The organism is Xanthomonas cassavae CFBP 4642, from assembly GCF_000454545.1.
In the GTDB taxonomy this organism is placed as follows: domain Bacteria; phylum Pseudomonadota; class Gammaproteobacteria; order Xanthomonadales; family Xanthomonadaceae; genus Xanthomonas; species Xanthomonas cassavae.
The window spans coordinates 2,654,927-2,677,060 of sequence record NZ_CM002139.1 but is presented as its reverse complement, the minus strand read 5'-3'; the positions used below and the strand labels follow the sequence as shown (position 1 = coordinate 2,677,060).

General features: G+C 65.8%; 13 protein-coding genes and 5 tRNA genes. 5 read left to right on the top strand and 13 right to left on the bottom strand.

Annotated elements, in window-relative coordinates:
• Nucleotides 1–339: 339 nt before the first annotated feature.
• Together XCSCFBP4642_RS0111870 and XCSCFBP4642_RS0111865 are read right to left on the bottom strand one after the other, a co-directional pair.
• Nucleotides 340–4,098, bottom strand: a complete 3,759-nt coding sequence (locus tag XCSCFBP4642_RS0111870; protein WP_029219971.1) for a PAS domain S-box protein — start codon at nucleotides 4,096–4,098, stop codon at nucleotides 340–342.
• 109 nt (nucleotides 4,099–4,207) lie between these two features.
• On the bottom strand, nucleotides 4,208–4,588 hold the full coding sequence (locus XCSCFBP4642_RS0111865) for a response regulator (protein ID WP_029219970.1): 381 nt from the start codon (nucleotides 4,586–4,588) through the stop codon (nucleotides 4,208–4,210).
• Nucleotides 4,589–4,726: 138 nt separating this feature from the next.
• On the opposite strand from XCSCFBP4642_RS0111865, the gene XCSCFBP4642_RS0111860 reads away from it, so the two are divergent.
• Nucleotides 4,727–4,813, top strand: a tRNA-Leu gene (locus XCSCFBP4642_RS0111860).
• A gap of 285 nt (nucleotides 4,814–5,098) precedes the next feature.
• The gene (locus tag XCSCFBP4642_RS29425; RefSeq protein ID WP_084624497.1) at nucleotides 5,099–5,275 is read left to right on the top strand and encodes a hypothetical protein; all 177 of its coding nucleotides are present in this window, start codon (nucleotides 5,099–5,101) and stop codon (nucleotides 5,273–5,275) included.
• A gap of 177 nt (nucleotides 5,276–5,452) precedes the next feature.
• Here the strand turns inward: XCSCFBP4642_RS29425 and XCSCFBP4642_RS0111850 are convergent.
• The 6 genes from XCSCFBP4642_RS0111850 to XCSCFBP4642_RS0111820 all read right to left on the bottom strand — a co-directional run bounded on the left by XCSCFBP4642_RS0111850 (nucleotide 5,453) and on the right by XCSCFBP4642_RS0111820 (nucleotide 7,368).
• A tRNA-Glu gene (locus XCSCFBP4642_RS0111850) sits at nucleotides 5,453–5,528 on the bottom strand.
• A gap of 47 nt (nucleotides 5,529–5,575) precedes the next feature.
• Nucleotides 5,576–5,651: transfer RNA gene (locus XCSCFBP4642_RS0111845), tRNA-Ala, on the bottom strand.
• A 538-nt stretch (nucleotides 5,652–6,189) separates the two neighbouring features.
• A tRNA-Glu gene (locus tag XCSCFBP4642_RS0111835) sits at nucleotides 6,190–6,265 on the bottom strand.
• A gap of 47 nt (nucleotides 6,266–6,312) precedes the next feature.
• A tRNA-Ala gene (locus XCSCFBP4642_RS0111830) sits at nucleotides 6,313–6,388 on the bottom strand.
• A gap of 99 nt (nucleotides 6,389–6,487) precedes the next feature.
• Nucleotides 6,488–6,949, bottom strand: coding sequence for a c-type cytochrome (locus tag XCSCFBP4642_RS0111825; RefSeq protein WP_029219968.1), 462 nt, complete (start codon nucleotides 6,947–6,949; stop codon nucleotides 6,488–6,490).
• An 8-nt stretch (nucleotides 6,950–6,957) separates the two neighbouring features.
• Nucleotides 6,958–7,368, bottom strand: a complete 411-nt coding sequence (locus XCSCFBP4642_RS0111820) for a c-type cytochrome (protein WP_029219967.1) — start codon at nucleotides 7,366–7,368, stop codon at nucleotides 6,958–6,960.
• A 204-nt stretch (nucleotides 7,369–7,572) separates the two neighbouring features.
• Between XCSCFBP4642_RS0111820 and XCSCFBP4642_RS0111815 the strand changes: the two genes are divergently transcribed.
• From XCSCFBP4642_RS0111815 to XCSCFBP4642_RS0111805, 3 genes are read left to right on the top strand one after another with little or no spacing between them, the layout of a single operon-like run.
• Nucleotides 7,573–8,706 (top strand): efflux RND transporter periplasmic adaptor subunit, encoded by a 1,134-nt coding sequence (locus tag XCSCFBP4642_RS0111815; protein WP_029219966.1) that lies wholly within the window; start codon nucleotides 7,573–7,575, stop codon nucleotides 8,704–8,706.
• On the top strand, nucleotides 8,703–12,209 hold the full coding sequence (locus XCSCFBP4642_RS0111810) for an efflux RND transporter permease subunit (protein ID WP_029219965.1): 3,507 nt from the start codon (nucleotides 8,703–8,705) through the stop codon (nucleotides 12,207–12,209). The genes XCSCFBP4642_RS0111815 and XCSCFBP4642_RS0111810 overlap by 4 nt, the downstream gene beginning before the upstream one ends.
• A complete protein-coding gene (locus XCSCFBP4642_RS0111805; protein WP_029219964.1) occupies nucleotides 12,206–15,292 on the top strand; it encodes an efflux RND transporter permease subunit in 3,087 nt (1,028 codons plus the stop codon). The genes XCSCFBP4642_RS0111810 and XCSCFBP4642_RS0111805 overlap by 4 nt, the downstream gene beginning before the upstream one ends.
• A gap of 481 nt (nucleotides 15,293–15,773) precedes the next feature.
• Here XCSCFBP4642_RS0111805 and XCSCFBP4642_RS0111800 read toward each other — a convergent pair whose 3' ends face one another.
• From XCSCFBP4642_RS0111800 to zwf, 5 genes are all read right to left on the bottom strand, one after another.
• On the bottom strand, nucleotides 15,774–16,433 hold the full coding sequence (locus XCSCFBP4642_RS0111800) for a bifunctional 4-hydroxy-2-oxoglutarate aldolase/2-dehydro-3-deoxy-phosphogluconate aldolase (protein WP_029219963.1): 660 nt from the start codon (nucleotides 16,431–16,433) through the stop codon (nucleotides 15,774–15,776).
• 51 nt (nucleotides 16,434–16,484) lie between these two features.
• Nucleotides 16,485–18,401, bottom strand: a complete 1,917-nt coding sequence (gene edd / locus XCSCFBP4642_RS0111795; protein ID WP_029219962.1) for a phosphogluconate dehydratase — start codon at nucleotides 18,399–18,401, stop codon at nucleotides 16,485–16,487.
• Between the two features lie 196 nt (nucleotides 18,402–18,597).
• Nucleotides 18,598–19,317, bottom strand: coding sequence for a 6-phosphogluconolactonase (gene pgl / locus XCSCFBP4642_RS0111790; RefSeq protein WP_029219961.1), 720 nt, complete (start codon nucleotides 19,315–19,317; stop codon nucleotides 18,598–18,600).
• Nucleotides 19,314–20,321: a glucokinase gene (gene glk / locus XCSCFBP4642_RS0111785; protein ID WP_029219960.1), complete on the bottom strand. Its 1,008-nt coding sequence runs from the start codon at nucleotides 20,319–20,321 to the stop codon at nucleotides 19,314–19,316. The genes pgl and glk overlap by 4 nt, the downstream gene beginning before the upstream one ends.
• Nucleotides 20,318–21,748, bottom strand: coding sequence for a glucose-6-phosphate dehydrogenase (zwf, locus tag XCSCFBP4642_RS0111780; protein ID WP_029219959.1), 1,431 nt, complete (start codon nucleotides 21,746–21,748; stop codon nucleotides 20,318–20,320). Before zwf ends, glk begins: the two co-directional genes overlap by 4 nt.
• Nucleotides 21,749–22,134 lie beyond the last annotated feature (386 nt).

Genomic DNA, 22,134 nt, shown 5'->3' with positions numbered 1-22,134 from the left:
AATAACGCAACCAGCCAACTCGCTGGTGCGGTGTCCTCGTCGCTTGCGGGACCCTGTGGCGGCATGGATGCCGCCACGGAGCCTCCATGGAGGGATTCACAGCGTATCCCGCAAGCGATGAGGGCGCCGCGCCCTCGACCACCTGAGCGTTTGACTGCATCCAGCAGGCGACGCTGCGACTCAAACCGCGTTGTGCAGATGCAGCCTGGAATGCAGTCGGGCGGCATTTGACGCGTGCCGGAATATCGGACCGTGCGCTTCTGCAAGAAATTCTGCATGTGCGAGCGGGTCGTTGGCATTCCTCCTGCTCCTTTTTTTAGCAGCCGCTGTCGGGCGGTCTCACGCCGCTCCCTGCACCGCGCGCGTCGGTACCACCAGGCGTTCGATCAGGTCGACCAGGCCGGGCGGCTCCACCGGTTTGCCCATGTGCGCATCGAAGCCGGCCACCACCGCGCGATCGCGGTCTTCCTCGCGCACGTAGGCCGTCAGCGCGATCGCCGGGATATGCCGCGGCAGCTCGCCGCCACCGGCACGCACGGTGCGGATCAGGTCGTAGCCATCGCGCACCGGCATCGCGATGTCGCTGACCAGCACGTCGAAGGGAGCCTCGGCCAGGCACTGCTCGGCCGCATCCACCGAGCCGGCGGCCTGTACCTGCGCACCGGCCAGCATCAGGAACTGCATCACCGCCTCGCGCGAATCCTGATCGTCGTCGACCAGCAGCACGCGCACATGGTCCAGGCGCCCGCGGCAGTCGGCCGGGAGCGGGCCCACCCGATCCGGGTCGGCCGATGGCGGGCGCAGGCCGCTGACGCCATGCTGAAACGGCAGCACGATGGTGAACAGCGATCCGCGGCCCTCGCCAGCGCTGGACGCGCCCAGGCTGCCGCCGTGCAGGTCCACCAGCTGGCGCGAGATCGACAGGCCCAGCCCCAGGCCGCCAACGCGGCGCGTCGTGCCGGCATCGGCCTGCCGGAACCGGTCGAACACATGCGGCAGGAACTCCGCTGCGATACCGATGCCGGTGTCCTGCACGCAGAGCCGCAGGCGTCCATCTTCCACATCCAGACCCACCCGCACAGCGCCGCCCGGGGCAGTGAACTTGAGTGCGTTGCTGAGCAGATTGGTCAGCACCTGCTGCAGGCGTCCGGCATCGCCGAAGAACCAGAGCTCGCTGCCGATGGGCGCATCCAGTTCCAGCGCGATGGTGCGGGCCAGCGCAGCCGGCTGCATCAAGTCCACCGCGCTGCGGGCCAGGCCGGCGATGTCGAAGTGGTCGGCCTGCAGGCGGATCTTGCCGGACAGGATGGCGCTCATGTCCAGCAGGTCGTCGATGATCTGCGTCTGCGCACGCGCGCTACGCTCGATGATCACCAGGCCCTTGCCCAGCGTGTCCGGCTCGAAGGTCGGCGACTGCATCAGCCGCGACCAACCCAGGATGGCATTGAGTGGCGTACGCAATTCGTGGCTGAGCGTGGCCAGGAATTCATCCTTGACCCGGCTGGCATGCTCGGCCTGGTTGCGCGCGGCGGTTTCCGCCTGCAGCGATAGCTTGAGCTTGGCATCGACGCGGGTCCGCTCGATCACGATCCCGGCCAGATGCGATGCGGAGCGGGCCATCGCCTGTTCGCGCAGCGAGGGCAGGTGGATGCGGTCGTAATAGATGTTGAGCGTGCCCAGCACCTGGCCAGTGCTGGCCAGGATCGGCGTCACGCAGCACGCCACGATGCCCAGTGCCGCCGATACCGCATGATGACGACTGAAGCTCGGCTCGGCCTGGATGTCGGTGCAGATGATTTGCTGCCCGATATGCGCGGCGCGTGCGCAGGGTGGGCCGTCCGATGTGATCGGCACCGGCTCGAACTGGCCGTGATGCTCCAGCGGAAAATGCGGCGTCGACCCGAAGCTCAGGGTATGGCGAATCGCATCCAGCACCATCACCGAGCAGTACAGGGGAATCTCCCCGCGCGCTTCCACGCTCAGTGCAATCGCGTCCAGCACCACCGGCAGCGGTGCGCCGGTGGTGATCAGGCTCAGGATCGCGCGGTCGGAGGCAGTGGTATCTTCGATGTGCTTGCGTTCGGAGATGTCGGTGAGCGAGCCGATATGCCCGAGAAAGCGCCCATCGCTGGCGAAATGCGGCGAGGCGGTGTCGATACACCAGCGGTACTGGCCGTCGTGGCGGCGCACGCGGTATTCGGCCAGGAATTCGCCACGCCGCTCCAGCGCCTGTTCGAAGGCCAGCCGTACGCGCCCGGCATCGTCCGGGTGCATCACGTTCCACCAGCCCTGGTCCAGCGCCTGGTCCTCGCCCTGGCCGGTGAAGTGGTACCAGCGTGGATTCCAGTACACGCAGGCGCCGTGCGCATCGGCCATCCAGATCATCGCCGGCACCGTCTCGCACAGCGCGCGGAAGCGGATTTCGCTCTCGCGCAGTTGGTGCTCGAACATGCGGCGATCATGGATATCGGTATAGGTGCCGATCCACTCGGCAATGCCGCCATCCTCGCCGCGCACCGGCAGCGCGCGGGTCAGATGCCAGCGCGCCTGCCCGTCGTGACGCAGCAGCTCGCATTCCAGCTCGTAAGCGTGCTCACGCAGCAAGGCCGTGGCCCAGGCTTCGCCCGACAACTGCAATCCCGCATCGGTATGGGCGCGCTGCCAGGCCGCGTCCTGGTTGTCGGCCGGGTCCAGGCCGGTGTATTCGTACCAGCGCCGGTTGAAATAGTGTGGCCGGCCATCCGCGCCGGCCATGAAGACGATCTGCGGCAGCGTATCGGCCAGGCGCCGCAGGCGCGCTTCGTTGGCGGCCAACTGCTGTTGCGCCTTTGCCCGTTGCATCGACTCCCAGCAGCGAGCCGCCACCAGCCGCACCAGCTCGATCTCGGTGGACAGCCAGCGCCGCGGTGCGCGCTGGTGCACGCCGATGGCCGCCACCAGATGGCCGTGCTTGTGCAGCGGAATCGCCAGCGATGCGCGCAGGCCCGAGCGGCGGTACTGCTCGGCCACGTAATCCGGCGCGCCTGGCGCCCTTGCATCGGTGGTGAACCACGGGCGATTGTCCAGCAGCGCATCGCGCAGGCCTTGCGCCGCTTCCAGCGGGAAGTCGCCTTGCAGGCTGGGCATGTCCTGCACATGGTCGCTGATGACATGCATGGTGCTGCCGTCGGCGGCGGCCAGCCCGAAGGCGCACCGGTTGGCCTGCAGATGCTCGCCCAACAGACGTACGCTGGTATCGATGATCTGGCGCGGCTCGGAGACATTCTGCAAGGCGTCTTCGAGCATCAGCAGGAAGCTGTCGCGGCTCTCGTTGCGCCGCTGCGCGGTGACATCAAAGCCATTCCCCAGGATCGCATCGATCCGGCCGTCGCTGTCGCGCATCGGTTGATAGAGGAAGTCGACGAAGGTTTCATCCAGCGCGCTGCCGGGTGAGCGCTGCAGATAGGCGGTCATCGACTCGCCGATGAAAGGCCGCCCGCTGCGGCGCACCTCGTCGAGCAGGCCGAGATAGCCCTGGTCGGCAATTTCCGGCATGGCATCCAGTAGTGCCCGGCCCAGCAACGGTCGCTCGCCGACAAGGTCGTGGAAACGTTGATTGACGCTTTCGATGACGTAGTCCGGCCCACGCAGCACCGCCATGAACGCCGGCGATTGGTCGAGCGCCGATGCTGCTGCTGGCGCCGCAGCGGTGCAGCGGGGGAGTTCGCTATCGGCGACAGACCCGCTGGCCACATACAGCGTGCCGACCTGCCGGCCGTCCTCCAGTACCGGGCTGCTCGACCATGTCGATCGCTGCACACCGCCAGGCGCACCGCCTGGCAGGTCGTTGGTTGTCAGCGCGCTGAGCGGCTTTCCGAACGCAGCCGGATGGCGCGCGCCCAGGCTGGCAATGCAGGCATCGTTGTAGATACAGCACGCGTGATCGCCCCAGGTCAGCAACATCGGATGGCGTGCATGCAGGCAGACCGACAGCGTGGTGCGCAACGCCGCACTGCCGCGCAACAGCGGATCGCTGGCACAGGTGGACGCCAGCAGCAAGCTTGCAGTTTCGCTGATCTCCGGTAACAGGCCCGCAAACGGCGACACGGCACTATCCATCCAGCAACCCGCCCGTGGTTTTGCGATGCCTGATTCTAGTGACAACGCATCCGCTGGCAACCGCAGCGGCCTTCCCGGCAGGGCGGCAGCAGGGCCCCGGCCCGCGAGCTCAACTGTCGGCGCCGCTCAACTGCCGCGCGCGCGACAAGGCGTTGATCAGTTCTTCGGACAGATACGGCTTGGTCAGGATCACGCCGCGTTCGAAGCCGGCCGGGATGCTGCCAGTGGCCACACCTGTGGCCAGGACGAACGGGATGCCACGCTCGGCCAGCAGGCGCGCCACCGGTTCGCTGGTCTCCCCGTTGCCAAGGCGATAGTCCAGCACCGCAATGTCCGGCGCATCGGCCTGGATCAGCTGCAGCGCATCCTGCACTTGCCCGACCGGCCCGACCACAGCCGCACCAATGTGGGAGAGCTGCAATTCGAGCAGGATGGCATTCATGTCATCGTTTTCGACCACGAGTACCCGAACTCCACGCAACACCGACATTACTTACTCCTTCACCGAGTCGGCCAGTATATCGAGCCCGCCCAGCCGCAGCGCTGCCGACGCCGCTTGCACCTGAATTCGTCAGGCGCATAACAACACTGTTCGTTTCATTCGCGAGCGGCTATACTGCACGGCCACGCCGAAGTGGCGGAATCGGTAGACGCAGCGGACTCAAAATCCGCCGCCCTTAAAAGCGTGTGGGTTCGAGTCCCACCTTCGGCACCAGAGACAGCTGTACCAGCGAAAGCCCTTCCGGCACCACCGGAGGGGCTTTTTGCTTTGATTGCGCTTTGCTCTCCGGCGCGTGTCACGCGCTCGATCTCGTAGGGGGGGCTGCGCATGCGCAGATGACGCAGCAGGCGCGGCCAACGCATTGCTTGAGTATCAGGACGCAACCACAGCAGCAGCGCTTGCGTATCCAGGTCGCGCGTGTGTCGGACGACGCTGCAGGCACGCAGTCATCACGGCCGGTGCGTACCTTGATGGTCTTCCTTCAAGCCGGTGCTCACCATGGACTTCGATGCTTCGCGGCAACTGCGCATTCTGCGTGCTATCCACGACACTCAACCTGTAACGGACGAACAGGCCAATTGGGCAGTGCGCGCCGGCTATGCCGCACAGGCCGAGGATGGCGATATCGACCTGACGCACGAAGGTCGCAAGGCGCTGGATGACGGACACGCGTAACGACTTAGGCCGTCTACGCAGGTGGCTTGCATGCCCGACCGCAGCTGCCTGCGATCGGGCTTGCCGACACGCCATGCATTCGATGCATGTGCTTTGCGCGACAACTGCAACGCCCAAGCAGGATGCTTGAGAGGCGTGGATAAAAAAGCCCCGGCAGTGCCGGGGCTTCAAGATGATTGGCGTCCCCACGGGGATTCGAACCCCGGTGTCCACCGTGAAAGGGTGGTGTCCTAGGCCTCTAGACGATGGGGACGCGTATCAAAACCTCGTTGTCCAATCCAGACGGCCTAATGTCTGAAGTGGTGGAGCCAGGCGGGATCGAACCGCCGACCTCCTGCATGCCATGCAGGCGCTCTCCCAGCTGAGCTATGGCCCCGCGTTGCTGCGAGCCGGCAATCATAGCGACCTAAATCGTCTTTGGGAAGTGGTCTTCGAAAAAAATTTGCTGTGGACGCGGCTGCGGTGCAACCGGTGCTCATGAGTGTGCGTTTTTCGCTCGCCTTGCCTCGGCGCGCCGATCGCATCGTCACGGTAGTCACATGCGAGGCCATCGCAGCTGTGCATCGGTGGCGGGCTGTCATCGCTGCGCCGTCGGCCTTGCTGCAGGTCGGTGCAATCTGCGTCTGTGCTATCGCGATGGTGTTGCGTGCCATCTCGCTCGCAGCACAGGGGGGGGGGAGATCCGATGCAAAGCTGCTTCGATCGATGGCGTCGTTGCAAGCGCGGTGCGCTGCGGACGCCGGGCGCTTGGTAGTGATGTCGGTGACGTGCTGCCTGGCGACCGTTGATCTTGCGCCTTGATGAGGCGAGCCAGCCGGGTTGTCTTCACGCATTGATGCGCGCGCTTCTTTGCGGGCGGGAGAAACTTTTTCGACGCATGAAAAAGCCCCAGCGGTGCCGGGGCTTTGGATGATTGGCGTCCCCACGGGGATTCGAACCCCGGTGTCCACCGTGAAAGGGTGGTGTCCTAGGCCTCTAGACGATGGGGACGCAGATCAAAACCCGAGTTGTCATTTCAGACGGCCTAATGTCTGAGATGGTGGAGCCAGGCGGGATCGAACCGCCGACCTCCTGCATGCCATGCAGGCGCTCTCCCAGCTGAGCTATGGCCCCACGAAACTGAGAACGAAATGATAGCGGCCTGTTAATTTTCGCGCAAGCGCTTTTTCATTCCGATTGAGACAGCGCACGCGCCCGCATCGAGCATGCGCGTTATTTGACGCCATGCAGGTCGCGCAGCTGCGTCTGCCGCGCACCGAAGTAGGCGGCGAGATCGGCAATATCCTGATCGCTGAGCGCAGTGGCCTGCGCAGTCATCAACGGGTGCTGGCGATCACCGCTGCGATAGGCCTGCAGCGCATGCGCAAGATAGTCGCCGTACTGCCCACCGAGCTTGGGATAGCTGGGGTCGATCGGTGCATTGCCGTCTGCGCCGTGGCAGTCCACGCAACTCTGGCCGGTGGCCTTGCCCTTGGCATGCGCAAGCTTGTCGCCGGCCTCTGCACGGCCGGTGGGCAACCCGGCCGAGGAGCTGGAACCGTGTTCGCCGCTGGCATGACCGGCATCGCCGGCGGAATGATCGGGAGATTCGACCTGGGATTGGGAGCAGGCCGCCAACGTAAGGGCAGCGACCAGGACGATGGCTAGACGCGGAGCGTGCAGGGCGTTCGGCATGTGGGCGCTTATTTGAGAGTGGACAGGAAGGCGGAGATGTCGGCGATGTCCTGCTCGGAGAAACTCTGCGCCTGCGCCTGCATGGTCGGATGCTTGCGCTTGCCCTGGCGGTATTCGGTCAGCGCCTGGGTCAGATACTGGCTGGACTGGCCCCCGATCTTGGGAACGCGATAACTGGGGTAGGCGTTCTTGTAGCCGGTCACGCCGTGACAGCCCTGGCAGGTATAGGCGAGCAGGCGGCCATTAGCTGGATTGCCGGTCGGGGCGGCGGGCGCCGCTGCGGCAGTGGCGGGTGCTGCCGTAGTGGCAGGCGTCGGCGTGGCCGGTGTTGCCGGCGTGACTGACGGTGTCGCTGATGCGCCCCCAAACGGCAGGAAGACGACCAGAGCGAGACAAGCGGCGAGCGGCTGCGGGCGCATGGTTTCGTATCCGGAAGACTGATTGAGCGTCCGCACGTGGGGGCGTGCCGGAACCGGACCGAGTATGCCTGCGAATTGGCGTGGCGCAAACGGGGTGAATACGCGAAGTTGAACAGACCATGACCTTTGGCGCATTGGCGACATGCGTATCTGGGTGGTTTACTTGCCTACAACACCTGTTCACGCATCCACTAGGACACGACGATGTCGCCACTCTCCCTCTTGCCCCGCCGCAGCGGAACCTGCGCCGCGGCGCTGTTGATCACCACCAGCCTGTTGTTGGGAGGTTGCAAGGCCGGCGATGGCGAGGCCAAGGCAGCAGAAGAAAAGAAGGCCGTGGACGCCGTGCCGGTGGAAACGGCCAAGGCCGCGCGCCGCGCAGTGGCCGCCAGCTATACCGGTACCGCTGCACTGGAGCCGCGTGCGGAAGCGCAAGTGGTGGCCAAGACCTCCGGCGTGGCACTGGCGGTGATGGTGGAAGAAGGCCAGAAGGTCTCGGCCGGACAGGCGCTGGTGCGGCTGGACCCGGACCGTGCGCACCTGGCCGTGGCGCAGAGCGAAGCGCAGTTGCGCAAGCTGGAAAACAGCTACCGCCGTGCGACACAACTAGTGGGGCAGCAGCTGGTGAGCGCAGCCGATGTCGACCAGCTCAAGTTCGACGTGGAAAACAGCCGTGCGCAGCATCGGCTGGCGTCGCTGGAGCTGTCCTACTCTACGGTGCAGGCGCCGATTTCCGGCGTGATCGCCTCGCGCTCGATCAAGACCGGCAACTTCGTGCAGATCAACACGCCGATCTTCCGCATCGTCGACGACTCGCAGCTGGAGGCCACGCTCAACGTTCCCGAGCGTGAACTGGCGACACTCAAATCCGGACAGCCGGTGACCTTGCTGGCCGATGCGTTGCCCGGCCAGCAGTTCGTGGGCAAGGTGGACCGGATTGCGCCGGTGGTGGATTCGGGCAGCGGCACGTTCCGGGTGGTGTGCGCTTTCGGTAAGGGCGCCGAGTCGCTGCAGCCGGGCATGTTCGGGCGCATCCGCATCGATTACGACCAGCGCAAGGATGCCCTGGTGATTCCGCGCCTGGCCTTGCTGGACGATGGCGAGCCGGCCGTGTTCGTGGTGCGCGATGGCAAGGCCAGCCGGGTGCCGGTGAAGCTGGGCTATGCGGAAGGACCGTGGCTGGAGGTCCGCCAGGGCCTGAAGGAAGGCGACCAGGTGGTGACAGCCGGCAAGGTGGCGCTGCGCGACGGCACCGCTGTGCAGGTGATCGGCCAGCCCGATCGCAAGCCGGTAGCGGCCAAGGCCTCGGTACCCGCGCATGACGAGACGCACGCATGAGTGAGCACGGCAACCCGCACGGCCCCGTGCACGACCCGCATGCACCATCGCCTGGAGGCGGGCTGGTCGCCTTCGCCACGCGGCGACGGGTGACCATCGCGATGATCACCGTGACCATGCTGCTGTTCGGCCTGATCGCGCTGCGCAGCCTCAAGGTCAACCTGCTGCCCGACCTGAGCTATCCCACGCTCACCGTGCGCACCGAATACACCGGTGCGGCACCGGCAGAAATCGAAACCTTGGTGACCGAGCCGGTGGAAGAAGCCGTCGGCGTGGTCAAGAACCTGCGCAAGCTCACGTCGATCTCGCGTACCGGGCAGAGCGATGTGGTGCTGGAGTTTGCCTGGGGCACCAACATGGACCAGGCCAGCCTGGAGGTGCGCGACAAGATGGAAGCGCTGTCGCTGCCGCTGGAAACCAAGCCGCCGGTGCTGCTGCGTTTCAATCCCTCTACCGAGCCGATCATGCGCCTGGCGCTGTCGCCCAAGCAGGCGCCGGCCTCGGACGCCGATGCGATCCGCCAGCTCACCGGGCTGCGCCGCTATGCCGATGAAGACCTGAAGAAAAAGCTCGAACCGGTGGCCGGCGTGGCCGCGGTCAAGGTCGGTGGCGGTCTGGAAGACGAGATCCAGGTGGATATCGATCAGCAGAAGCTCGCCCAGCTCAATTTGCCGATCGACAACCTGATCACCCGGCTCAAGGAAGAAAACGTCAACATTTCCGGCGGCCGGCTGGAAGAAGGCTCGCAGCGGTATCTGGTGCGCACGGTCAACCAGTTCGTGGATCTGGACGAGATCCGCAACATGCTGGTCACCACGCAGAGCAGCAGTAGCAGCGCTGCCGATGCAGCGATGCAGCAGATGTATGCCATCGCCGCGTCCACCGGTTCGCAGGCGGCGCTGGCTGCGGCGGCCGAAGTGCAGAGCACCTCGTCGTCGTCCAGCAGCAGCATCGCCGGCGGCATGCCGGTGCGGCTGAAGGACGTGGCGCAGGTGCGCCAGGGCTACAAGGAGCGAGAGGCCATCATCCGCCTCGGCGGCAAGGAAGCAGTGGAGCTGGCGATTTACAAGGAAGGCGATGCCAATACCGTGTCCACTGCCGCAGCGCTGCGCAAGCGCCTGGAGCAACTGAAGGCGACCGTGCCCGGCGATGTGGAGATCACCACCATCGAGGACCAGTCGCACTTCATCGAACACGCGATCAGCGACGTCAAGAAGGATGCGGTGATCGGCGGCGTGCTGGCGATCCTGATCATCTTCCTGTTCCTGCGCGATGGCTGGAGCACGTTTGTGATCAGCCTGTCGCTGCCGGTGTCGATCATCACCACGTTCTTCTTCATGGGACAGCTGGGGCTGAGCCTCAATGTAATGTCGCTGGGCGGCCTGGCCTTGGCCACTGGCCTGGTGGTGGACGATTCGATCGTGGTGCTGGAGAGCATCGCCAAGGCGCGCGAGCGCGGCTTGAGCGTGTTGGACGCGGCCATTGCCGGCACCCGTGAAGTCAGCATGGCGGTGATGGCGTCCACGCTGACCACGATTGCGGTGTTCCTGCCGTTGGTGTTCGTCGAAGGCATCGCCGGGCAGCTGTTCCGCGATCAGGCATTGACGGTGGCAATCGCGATTGCGGTCTCGCTGGTGGTGTCGATGACGCTGATCCCGATGCTGAGCTCGCTCAAGGGCGCGCCGCCGATGGCGTTTCCGGATGAACCCGGCCACCCGCAATGGCAGCCCGAGCAGCGCTGGCTCAAGCCGGTGGCGGCTGGGCGGCGTGGCGCGGGTGCGAGCGTGCGCTATGCGTTCTTCGGTGCGGCGTGGGCGGTGGTCAGGCTGTGGCGCGGGCTGAGCAAGGTAGTGGGACCGGTGATGCGCAAGGCCAGCGATCTTGCGATGGCACCATATGTCCGCGCCGAGCGTGGCTACCTGGCGATGTTGCCAGCGGCGCTGCGGCGCCCTGGGTTGGTGCTGGCGCTGGCGGCGGCAGCATTTATCGGCACCGTGCTGCTGGTGCCGCTGCTGGGCGCGGACCTGATCCCGCAGCTGGCGCAGGACCGCTTCGAAATGACGGTGAAGCTGCCTTCCGGCACACCGCTGGCGCAGACCGATGCGCTGGTGCGCGAGTTGCAGCTGGCGCACGACAAGGACCCGGGTGTGGCCTCGCTGTATGGCGTCAGCGGCAGCGGCACGCGGCTGGATGCCAACCCCACCGAAAGCGGCGAGAACATCGGCAAGCTCACCGTGGTGATGGCCGGCGGCGGCAGCCCGGAAGTGGAAGCGGCGGCCACGCAGCGGTTGCGCAGCAGTATGGTCGGGCACCCCGGTGCGCAGGTGGATTTCGCGCGGCCGGCGTTGTTCAGTTTTTCGACGCCGCTGGAAGTGGAACTGCGCGGCCAGGATCTGGGCGAGCTGGAACGCGCCGGGCAGAAGTTGGCCGAGATGCTGCGCGCCAATGGCCACTATGCGGACGTGAAGTCCACTGTCGAGGAGGGTTTCCCGGAAATCCAGATCCGCTTCGATCAGGAGCGTGCCGGTGCGCTGGGGCTGACCACACGGCAGATCGCCGACGTCATCGTCAAGAAGGTGCGCGGCGATGTGGCCACGCGCTACAGCTTCCGCGATCGCAAGATCGACGTGCTGGTGCGTGCGCAGCACAGCGACCGCGCCAGCGTGGATGCGATCCGTCAGCTGATCGTCAACCCGGGCAGCAGCCGACCGGTGCGTCTGGCGGCGGTTGCCGAGGTCCTGGCAACCACCGGGCCGAGCGAGATCCATCGCGCCGATCAGACCCGTGTGGCGATCGTGTCGGCCAGCCTGAAGGACATCGATCTGGGCGGCGCGGTGCGCGAAGTGGAGACGATGGTACGCAAGGACCCGCTCGCTGCAGGCGTGGGCATGCATATCGGCGGGCAGGGCGAGGAGCTGGCGCAATCGGTGACGTCGCTGCTGTTCGCGTTCGGGCTGGCCATCTTCCTGGTCTATCTGGTGATGGCCTCGCAGTTCGAATCGCTGCTGCATCCGTTCGTCATCCTGTTCACCATTCCGCTGGCGATGGTGGGTGCGGTGCTGGCCTTGTTGATGACCGGCAAGCCGGTGTCGGTGGTGGTATTCATCGGTTTGATCCTGCTGGTGGGGCTGGTGACCAAGAACGCGATCATCCTGATCGACAAGGTCAACCAGTTGCGCGAAGACGGCGTGCCCAAGCACGAGGCATTGATCGAAGGGGCGCGCTCGCGCCTGCGGCCGATCATCATGACCACGTTGTGCACCTTGTTCGGCTTCCTGCCGCTGGCGGTGGCGATGGGCGAGGGCGCTGAGGTGCGGGCGCCGATGGCGATCACCGTGATCGGCGGTTTGCTGGTATCGACCCTGCTGACCTTGCTGGTGATCCCGGTGGTATACGACCTGCTGGATCGTCGCGCCGACGCGTACTATCTGGAACGCGGCCGGCGCATGGCCGGGCAACGCGCGCACGCGGCAGGCAATGCCGACGGACTGGAGGCGCTATGAGCGTTGCCGCCTTCAGCATCCGTCGCCCGGTCACCACCGTCATGTGCTTCGTGTCGCTGGTGGTGGTGGGCCTAATTGCGGCGTTCCGGCTGCCATTGGAGGCGCTGCCGGATATTTCCGCGCCATTCCTGTTCGTGCAATTGCCGTACACCGGCTCTACGCCGGACGAGGTGGAACGCAACCTGGTGCGGCCGGCCGAAGAAGCGCTGGCGACCATGACCGGCATTAAGCGCATGCGCTCGACCGCCACCGCCGACGGCGCGAATATCTTCATCGAGTTCTCCGACTGGGACCGCGATATCGCCATTGCCGCCTCCGATGCACGCGAGCGGCTGGACGCGGTGCGTGACGACTTTCCTGAGGATCTGCAGCGTTTCCATGTCTTCAAATGGTCCAGCAGCGACGAGCCGGTGCTCAAGGTGCGCCTGGCGAGTCAGACCGATCTGACCGGCGCCTATGACATGCTCGACCGCGAGTTCAAGCGGCGCATCGAGCGTATTCCCGGCGTGGCCAAGGTGGAGATCTCCGGCGCACCGCCGAACGAGGTCGAGATTGCGATTGCGCCCGACCGGCTCACCGCGCACGACCTCAGCCTCAACGACTTGAGCGAGCGCTTGAGCAAGCTCAATTTCTCGGTGTCTGCCGGCCAGATCGACGACAACGGGCAGCGCATCCGTGTGCAGCCGATCGGTGAACTGCGCGACCTGCAGGAATTACGCGAGCTGGTGCTCAATGCCAAAGGCGTGCGGCTGGGCGACATCGCCGAGGTGCGGCTCAAGCCGACGCGTATGAATTACGGGCGCCGTCTGGATGGGCGCCCGGCGATCGGTCTGGATGTCTACAAGGAGCGCAGCGCCAATCTGGTGGAAGTGTCCAAGGCCGCCTTGAAAGAGGTCGAAGACATCCGCGCCCAGCCGGCGATGCGCGATGTGCAGGTCAAGGTGATCGACAACCAGGGCAAGGCGGTGACCTCGTCGCTGGCCGAGCTGGCCGAAGCTGGCGCGGTGGGCCTGTTGCTCTCGATCACGGTGTTGTTCTTCTTCCTGCGGCATTGGCCATCAACGTTGATGGTGACGTTGGCGATCCCGATCTGCTTTGCGATCACCTTGGGCTTCATGTACTTCGTCGGGGTCACGCTCAATATCCTGACCATGATGGGCTTGCTGCTGGCGGTCGGCATGCTGGTGGACAACGCGGTGGTGGTGGTGGAAAGCATCTACCAGGAACGCGAGCGCATGCCGGGTCAGCCGCAGCTGGCGGCCTTGCTGGGCACGCGCAGCGTGGCGATCGCGCTCAGCGCCGGCACCCTGTGCCATTGCATCGTGTTCGTGCCGAATTTATTCGGCGAAACCAACAACATCAGCATTTTCATGGCACAGATTGCGATCACCATTTCGGTGTCGTTGCTGGCGTCGTGGCTGGTGGCGATCAGCCTGATTCCGATGTTGTCGGCACGCATGAAGACGCCGCCGATGGTGACGTCCGAGCGCGGTGTGATCGCGCGGCTGCAGCGCCGTTACGCCAAGGTGCTGGCATGGACGTTGGCGCACCGTGGCTGGAGCGTGACCGGCATCATCCTGGTCAGCGCCATCAGCCTGGTGCCGATGAAGCTGACCAAGGTCGACATGTTCGGCGGCGATGGAGGTAACGAGGCCTTCATCCAGTACCAGTGGAAAGGCTCCTATACCCGCGAGCAGCTGGGCGAAGAGATCGGCCATGTGGAAAATTACCTCGAAGCCAATCGCGCCAAGTACCACATCACCCAGATCTATTCGTGGTTCAGCGAGGTGGAAGGCAGCAATACGGTGGTGACCTTCGACGCGGGCAAGGTGAAGGATCTGCCGCCGCTGCTGGAGAAAATTCGCAAGGAGCTGCCGCGCTCTGCGCGCGCCGACTACAGCATCGGCAATCAGGGCGATGGTGGAAACGGCAGCCAGGGCGTACAGGTGCAGTTGGTCGGCGACTCCACCGAGGCGCTCAAGGCGCTGGCCGATGAGGTCGTTCCCCTGCTGGCGCAACGCAAGGAACTGCGCGACGTACACGTGGACAGCGGCGACCGCACCAGCGAACTGGCAATCCGCGTCGATCGCGAACGTGCCGCTGCGTTCGGTTTCAGTGCCGAGCAGGTGGCCAGTTTCGTGGGCCTGGCGCTGCGCGGTACGCCGTTGCGCGAGTTCCGCCGTGGCGATAATGAAGTGCCGGTGTGGGTGCGTTTTGCCGGCGCCGAGCAAAGCAAGCCCGAAGACCTGGCCGGCTTCACCGTGCGCACCAAGGATGGTCGCGGCGTGCCGTTGCTGAGCCTGGTGGACGTGCAGATTCGCCCGGCCGCCACCCAGATCGGGCGCACCAACCGCCAGACCACGCTGACCATCAAGGCCAATCTGGCCGAAAAAGTCACCATGCCCGAAGCGCGCGCGGCGATGGAGAAGCCGCTCAAGGCGATGAGTTTCCCGGCGGGTTACAGCTATACCTTCGACGGCGGCGACTACCAGAACGATGGCGAGGCGATGGGCCAGATGGTGTTCAACCTGGTGATCGCGCTGGTGATGATCTACGTGGTGATGGCGGCAGTGTTCGAATCGCTACTGTTCCCGGCAGCCATCATGAGCGGCGTGCTGTTTTCGATCTTCGGCGTGTTCTGGCTGTTCTGGATCACCGGCACCTCGTTCGGCATCATGTCCTTCATCGGCATCCTGGTGCTGATGGGCGTGGTCGTGAACAACGGCATCGTGATGATCGAGCACATCAACAATCTGCGCCGCCGCGGCATGGGGCGCACGCAGGCATTGGTCGAAGGCTCACGCGAACGTTTGCGGCCGATCATGATGACGATGGGCACCGCAATCCTGGCAATGGTGCCGATCTCGCTGACCAGCACCACGATGTTCAGCGACGGCCCGCCGTACTTCCCGATGGCACGCGCAATCGCGGGCGGGTTGGCGTTTTCGACCATCGTGAGCCTGCTGTTCCTGCCCACCATCTACGCGATTCTCGATGACATGAGCAGCGGCGCCGCAGCGCTGGTGCGACGTGCGCGCGGTGTGCCGAAGGCACTGCCTACGAACGCTGCGTTGGAGTCGTGAACGAGGTAAGGCGTTAAGCCCCTCTCCCCCCGGGAGAGGGGTTGGGGTGAGGGTACGGTTCCTTCCTTCGGCTCGTACGACGACCAAAGCACCTGACCGCCAATCAGCGGCTCCGGTAAGGGGCGACAGCGCGGCCGGGGATCGGCTCTTCGGCTCGGCAGACATCCTGCCTGACTTGCCGTTGCGGCACATCCTGAGTGCCGCTCTCCGCCAATCCCCGGCCACGCTACCGCCTCGGTATGTTGTCGCCATAGCTTCGAGCAGATCGGTATGCGATCGCCATGCCTCGAGCAGAAAAGCTGCGTGCCCAAGGATGCTTGGAAAGATTTTCTCTCCGGCTTACGAGCGAACGCGGCAGTGATCGCCGTCGTCCAGCATCACCCGATCTCCAATGCCGTTTTTAGCGAATCAGCACATCTGTATCGACGTGCTGATTCGAAGCCATCCAACGATCAACCTGCCGGAGATGGCGCCCAGCCAATCAACCCGCCCGCACCTGCCGCACGATCGCCGCCGCCTTGGCCGAGCTTTCCTTGACCTTGTCCCACTGGCCCTGGGCCAGCCAATCCTTGGGCACCATCCACGACCCGCCAATGCAGACCACATTCGGCTGCGACAGGAACTCGGCGGCGTTGGCTTCGCTGATGCCGCCGGTGGGGCAGAGCTTGAGCTCGGACAACGGACCGGCCAGGCCCTTGAGCATCTGCAGACCGCCCACGGCGGTGGCCGGGAACAGCTTGCACACGTGGAAACCCAAACCCATCAGTGTCAGCAATTCGGTCGGCGTGGCGGCGCCGGGCACCGCCGGGATCGGCGCATCGGCCAGCAGGCGTGCGAGCGGGGCCGGCGTGCCCGGGGTCACCAGGAAGTCCGCACCGGCGTCCACCGATTGACGCAGCTGCAGTTCGCTCAGCACGGTGCCCGCACCGATCACGATGTTGGGCAGTTCGCGCTTGAGCATGGACAGCGCATCGATCGCCACCGGCGTGCGCAAGGTCAGCTCGATGGCGGGCAGGCCGCCTTCCAGCAGCGCGTCGGCGACGCGGCGTGCCTGGTCCAGCGTATCGACGGTGACCACCGGCAGGATGCCGGCGTCGCGCAGCAGCTGTTCGGCGGTGTTCTGGGTCTGGGCAATCGTCATTGCAACTCCATTGGACGGCGGCCGCCGTAGCGGCCGCGCAGAGGGAAGGGGTCAGGCGTCCTTGGACTCGTGCGGCGCAGCGGCGGCAGCGGCGTCGGCGCCCAGTTCGTATTCGGCGTCGTAACTCCACAGCGCGCCGTCCGGATGGGTCGGGCCGCAGGAAATGGAGATCGCGCCCTGGTCGGCGGGGCCGACGACCTGGCGGTTGATGCCGAACAGGTTGCGGCCCAGGTCGTTGCCGGCCACCGCGGTGTTCGGCGCCACCTCGCGCGAGGCCCATTCCTCGGCCGATACCAGCACTTCCAGCGTGCCGGCCTCGCCATCCAGGCGCACGATGTCGCCTTCGCGCACACGGCCGATCGGGCCGCCGCGCGCGGCTTCGGGGGTCAGGTGGATGGCGGCCGGGAACTTGCCCGACGCACCGGACAGGCGGCCGTCGGTGACCAGCGCCACACGCCGGCCCTGGTTCTGCAGCAGGCCCAGCAACGGCGCCATCGAATGCAGTTCCGGCATGCCGTTTGCCCGCGGGCCCTGGTAGCGCAGCACCACCACGAAATCGTGCGGCAGCACGCCGGCGGCATGCAGCTTGTTGAGCACCTGCGGGGTGTCGATCACCACCGCCGGCGCTTCGATGCTGCGGTGCTTCGGCTTGACCGCCGACAGCTTGATCAGCGAACGGCCCAGGTTGCCGCGCAACAGGCGCAGGCCACCCTGCGCTTCGAACGCATCGCTGGCCGGGCGCGCGACGCTGTCGTCGGCGGTGGTCGCAATGCCGGGCACGTAGGTGACCTTGCCGTCCTGCAGGCGCGGCTCGTTGACGTAGGCGCGCATGCCGCCCTCGACCACGGTGGGCAGGTCGTCGTGCATGTAGCCGGCATCCATCAACTCGCGGAACACGAACGCGGTTCCGCCAGCGGCCTGGAAGCGGTTCACGTCGGCTTCGCCGTTCGGGTAGACGCGGGTCAACAGCGGTACGGTCTGCGAGATCAGGTCCATGTCGTCCCAGGTCAGCACGATGCCGGCCGCACGGGCCACGGCAATCCAGTGGATGGTGTGGTTGGTCGAGCCGCCGGTGGCCATCAGCGCGACCACCGCGTTGACGATGGCGCGCTCGTCGATCAGGCGGCCGAACGGGCGGAAATCCTGGCCCAGTGCCGAGATCGCCAGCGCACGCGCGGTGCCCTCGCGGGTGAGCGCAGCGCGCAACGGCAGTTCCGGGTTGACGAACGAGGCACCGGGCAGCTGCACGCCCATCGCTTCGAGTAGTACCTGGTTGGAGTTGGCGGTGCCGTAGAAGGTGCAGGTGCCGGGCGAGTGGTACGACGAAGACTCCGCTTCCAGCAGCTCGGCGCGGGTGGCTTCTCCGGCGGCGTAGCGCTCGCGCACTTCGGCTTTTTGCTTGTTCGGAATGCCGGGCGTCATCGGGCCGGCCGGCATGAAGATCGCCGGCAGGTGCCCGAATGCCAGCGCGCCGATCAGCAGGCCCGGCACGATCTTGTCGCACACGCCCAGGTACACCACGCTGTCGAACATGTCGTGGCTCAGGCCGATCGCGGCGGCCTGGGCGATGTTGTCGCGCGAGAACAGCGACAACTCCATGCCGGCGCGGCCCTGGGTCACGCCATCGCACATCGCCGGCACGCCGCCGGCCACCTGCGCGGTGGCGCCGAGCGCACGCGCGGTGTCGCGGATCAGCTGCGGGTAATGCTCGAACGGCTGGTGCGCCGACAGCATGTCGTTGTAGGCGGTGATGATGCCCAGGTTGGGCGTGGCCGCGCCGCGCAGGCGCGATTTGTCGGTGGGCTCGGAGGCCGCGAAGCCATGCGCGAGATTGCCGCAGCTCAATCGGCTACGGAACGGACCCTCACGCAGGGCGGCATCGATGCCGGCCAGATAGGCCGCGCGCGAAAGCGCGCTGCGCTTGCGGATGCGGTCGGTGACAGCTTGGATGTTCGGATGCAGGCTCATTGGCTACCGGCTATGAGAAACGGGGGATGTGGTGCGTGGGCGTGGAGTTCTGCATGTCTGCGCGGCGGCTGGAACGGGCATGGGGTCACCGAAGCGGCATGCGCCTATCGACAATCCTGCGCGCGCCCTGCAGCGTGCTGGCTGCTGCAGGAGCGCGCCATCGCGTGCATGCCGTCGCGTGCAAGCGCGCCGCGTATCAGGCAAACCAGTGCACACGCAGTCTGGGGCCGGGCTGCTGCAAGGCCACGCGGATCGGGTACTGGCTGATGTCATCGCCGGCCAGCGCCGCCGTCAGGACGTCGAGCTTCTGCTTGCCGCGCAGCAACAACAGGCGGCTGGGGATCGGTGCCAGCCCGGCCGGGGTCAGGGTGATGCGCAGCGGCCATTGATTGGCGCCCGGACAACCGGTGGCATCCAGCGACGCGTACGGCTGCGGGCTGGCGAGCGCTTTCGGCAGCTCGGTCGAGCCGGGGAACAGCGAGGCGGTATGGCCATCGCCGCCCATGCCCAGCACTGCCAGGCAGGCCGGCTCGGCATGGGTGGCCTGCAGGTTCGCGGTGTGCACGCATTCGGGAAGCTGCTTGCCCGGGCGAACCAGCGGGATGAAGGTCGCCGCCGGCGCGTGGGTCAGGAAGCTGTGATTCACCAGCCAGGCGTTGCTGTCCTGATCCTGCGGCGAAAGCCAGCGCTCATCCACCAGGCCCACTTCGACCCGCGACCAGTCCAGCGGACGATGTGCCAGCGATTCGTAGACCGGGGCAGGCGTGGTCCCGCCGGAGAGCAGCATGCGTGCCTGCCCGCGACGCGAGATTTCCTGTTCCAGCAGGTCGGCCATTTCGCTGGCCACCGCCTCGGTCCATTCGGCCGGGTCGTCGTAACGCACCAGGGTGATGCGCGGGTCCTCGTGCAGGCTCATCGCTGTTCTCCCGGATGCTGCCGTTCGGCATCCACGGCATACGCTGCGGCGCCCAGCAGACCGGCATGCGGGTGCATGACGGCCAGCGAGGGCACCTTCGACATGATCGCGGAGAACCGGCCCTTGTGCTCGAAGCGCTGGCGAAAGCCGGAGTGCTGCAGCGAATCCAGCACCTTGGGCACCAGCCCGCCAGTGAGGAAGACGCCGTCCCACGCGCCCTGCATCAGCACCATGTCGCCGGCGATCGCACCGAAGATGGCGCAAAACAGGTCGATGGTACGTGCCGAGCGCGGGTCGCCGGCGGCTGCGCGCGCGGTGATGTCCTTGGGCTCCAGCGGACCCGGATCGACCCCGGCAATCTCGCTCAGCGCACGGTGGATGTTGACCAGGCCCGGGCCGCAGATCAGCCGCTCGTTGGAGACCCGGCCGAATTGCTCGGAAAGGATTTCCAGCACGCGGATCTCCTCCGGCGTGCCCGGCGGAAAGCTGACGTGGCCGCCTTCGGTTTCCAGCGGAAAACAGCGCCCGTTGCGGATGATCAGGCCGCCCACGCCCAGCCCGGTGCCCGGGCCGATCACGCCGTAGTTGCGCGGCTGATCGATCGGCGCCGGCCGCCAGCTGGCCCCGCCCACCTGCACCACGTCCTGCGGACGCAGCAGGCTGATCGCCATGGCCTGCGCGGCAAAGTCGTTGATCAGGTGCAGGGTGCTGAAACCGAGCATGCTGGCGGTGCGCGTGCGCGAGATCACCCACGGATGGTTGGTGATGCGCGCTTCGTCGCCATCCACCCGCCCGGCCACCGCGAACACGCCCTTGGTGGCCTGTACGCCGATCTGGTCGAGGTAGTACCGGGCCGCTTCACCGAGCGAGGCGAACTCCACCACCGCAAATTCGCGCGAGGTGTCATCCAGCAACGGTACCGAGGCGTCGATGTCGGCCAGCGCGAAGCGCGCATTGGTTCCGCCGATATCGGCAACCAGCACCGGCTTGGAAGGAGCGGTCATGCGTTGTTTCCCTGTGCGTCGGTGGCGGGGGGCAGGAACGGGGCAGCGGTGTCCGGGCCCCAGCTGCCGGCCGGGTAGGGCTGCAGCGGAAGTTGCGCCGCGGCCCAGGCATCGCTGACGCTGTCGATCCAGGCCCAGGCGGCCTTGACCTCGTCGTCGCGCACGAACAGCGCCGGGTTGCCGTTGAAGGCATCCACGAACAGGCGCTCATAGGCGATGCGGCGGTGCAGGCCGGTGGGCACCGACAGCTCCAGTTCCAGCGGCTGCAGTTCGATCGCGCCCCATTCCGGTCCGGCCAGGCTGCTCATCAGGCCCAGCTCGATGTTTTCCTGCGGCTGCAGCTGGAAGGTGAGGCGGTTGGGCACCGCATTCTGCCGGTCGGGCCGCTCGAACAGCCAATGCGTCACCGGCTTGAGCGTCACCACGATGCGGGTGGAGCGCTCGGCCAGACGCTTGCCAGTGCACAGATGGAACGGCACCCCGGCCCAGCGCCAGTTGTCGATATGCGCGGTCACCGCGACGAAGGTTTCCACGTCGCTGCCTTCCGGCGGGTGGTAGGCCTGCGCGGGCTGGCCATTGATGGTGCCGGCGGTGTAGCGGCCGCGCACGCTGTCATGTGCGGCATGTTCGGCGGTCATCGGGCGCAGTGCACGCAACACCTTGACCTTCTCGTCGCGGATACGGTCGGCCTCCAGCGAGGCTGGCGGCTCCATCGCCACCAGGCACAGCAGCTGCAGGATATGGCTCTGCACCATGTCGCGCAGCGCGCCGGAGCGGGCGTAGTAGGCATCGCGCCCGTCCACGCCTTCGCTTTCGGCCACCAGGATCTGCACCGATTCGATATAGGTGCGGTTCCAGACCGCCTCCAGCAGGGTATTGCCGAAGCGCAGCGCCACCAGGTTCTGGACCGCCGCCTTGCCCAGGTAATGGTCCAGGCGGAACACACGGTCCTCGTCGATCAAGGCGCCGATCGACTGCAGGATCTCGCGGGCGCTGTCCGAGTCGTGGCCGATCGGCTTTTCCAGCATCAGCCGGTGCGGCGCGGCCAGGGCGCCCCCCAGGGCCAGGCCCTGGCAGGTGCTGATGTACAGGTCCGGCGGTATCGCCAGGTAGCTGACGATGCGGCGGCTTGCCAGCTCACGGACCGCATCGGCCACCGACTCGGCATTGCGCAGGTCCACCGAGCGGTAATCGATCCGCTGCAGCAGCGCCTGGATCTGCTCGGGTGTGGCGATCGGCAGCGCTTCGGTCAGGCGTGGGCGCAGCACCTCGCGGAACGCATCGGTGTCGTGCGGCGACAACGCCAGCGCACGCACGCGGAAGTCTTCCGGCAGCAGGCCATCGATGAACAGTCGCAGCAGGGAAGGAAAGAGATAGCGCTGGGCAAGATCGCCGGTGGCGCCGAACAGGATCAGGGTGTTGTGCATGGATCGCGTTTCGGATTCTGGGGACATCGTTATCAGCGGCTTGGCGGAAAGGCGCCGGTGTGCCGGCGGTCGGTACGTCTGTTCCTGCACCGCACTTGCGTGCGCGCAGTGGGGGATGGACGCTGACGCCCAATCCCCGATTGTTGCAGCAACTGACGGTCAGCGGTTAGCGCATCGGCGGTATAGCTGCCCCCGCGTGGCGGAATGATTGGCTCTGCAAGGCAGCTGACGCTGCGTGAAACAGCAGCGTGGGTCGGTTGCGGCATGATTCCTCCCGAGATCGATGTTGCCATGTGAAAACGATTACATGTCAGAATAAACCAATGCATTCGTTTGCAGGAACATTCCGTGCAGATGGGTCGGTCGTCATTGCCATCGGGAGGGCC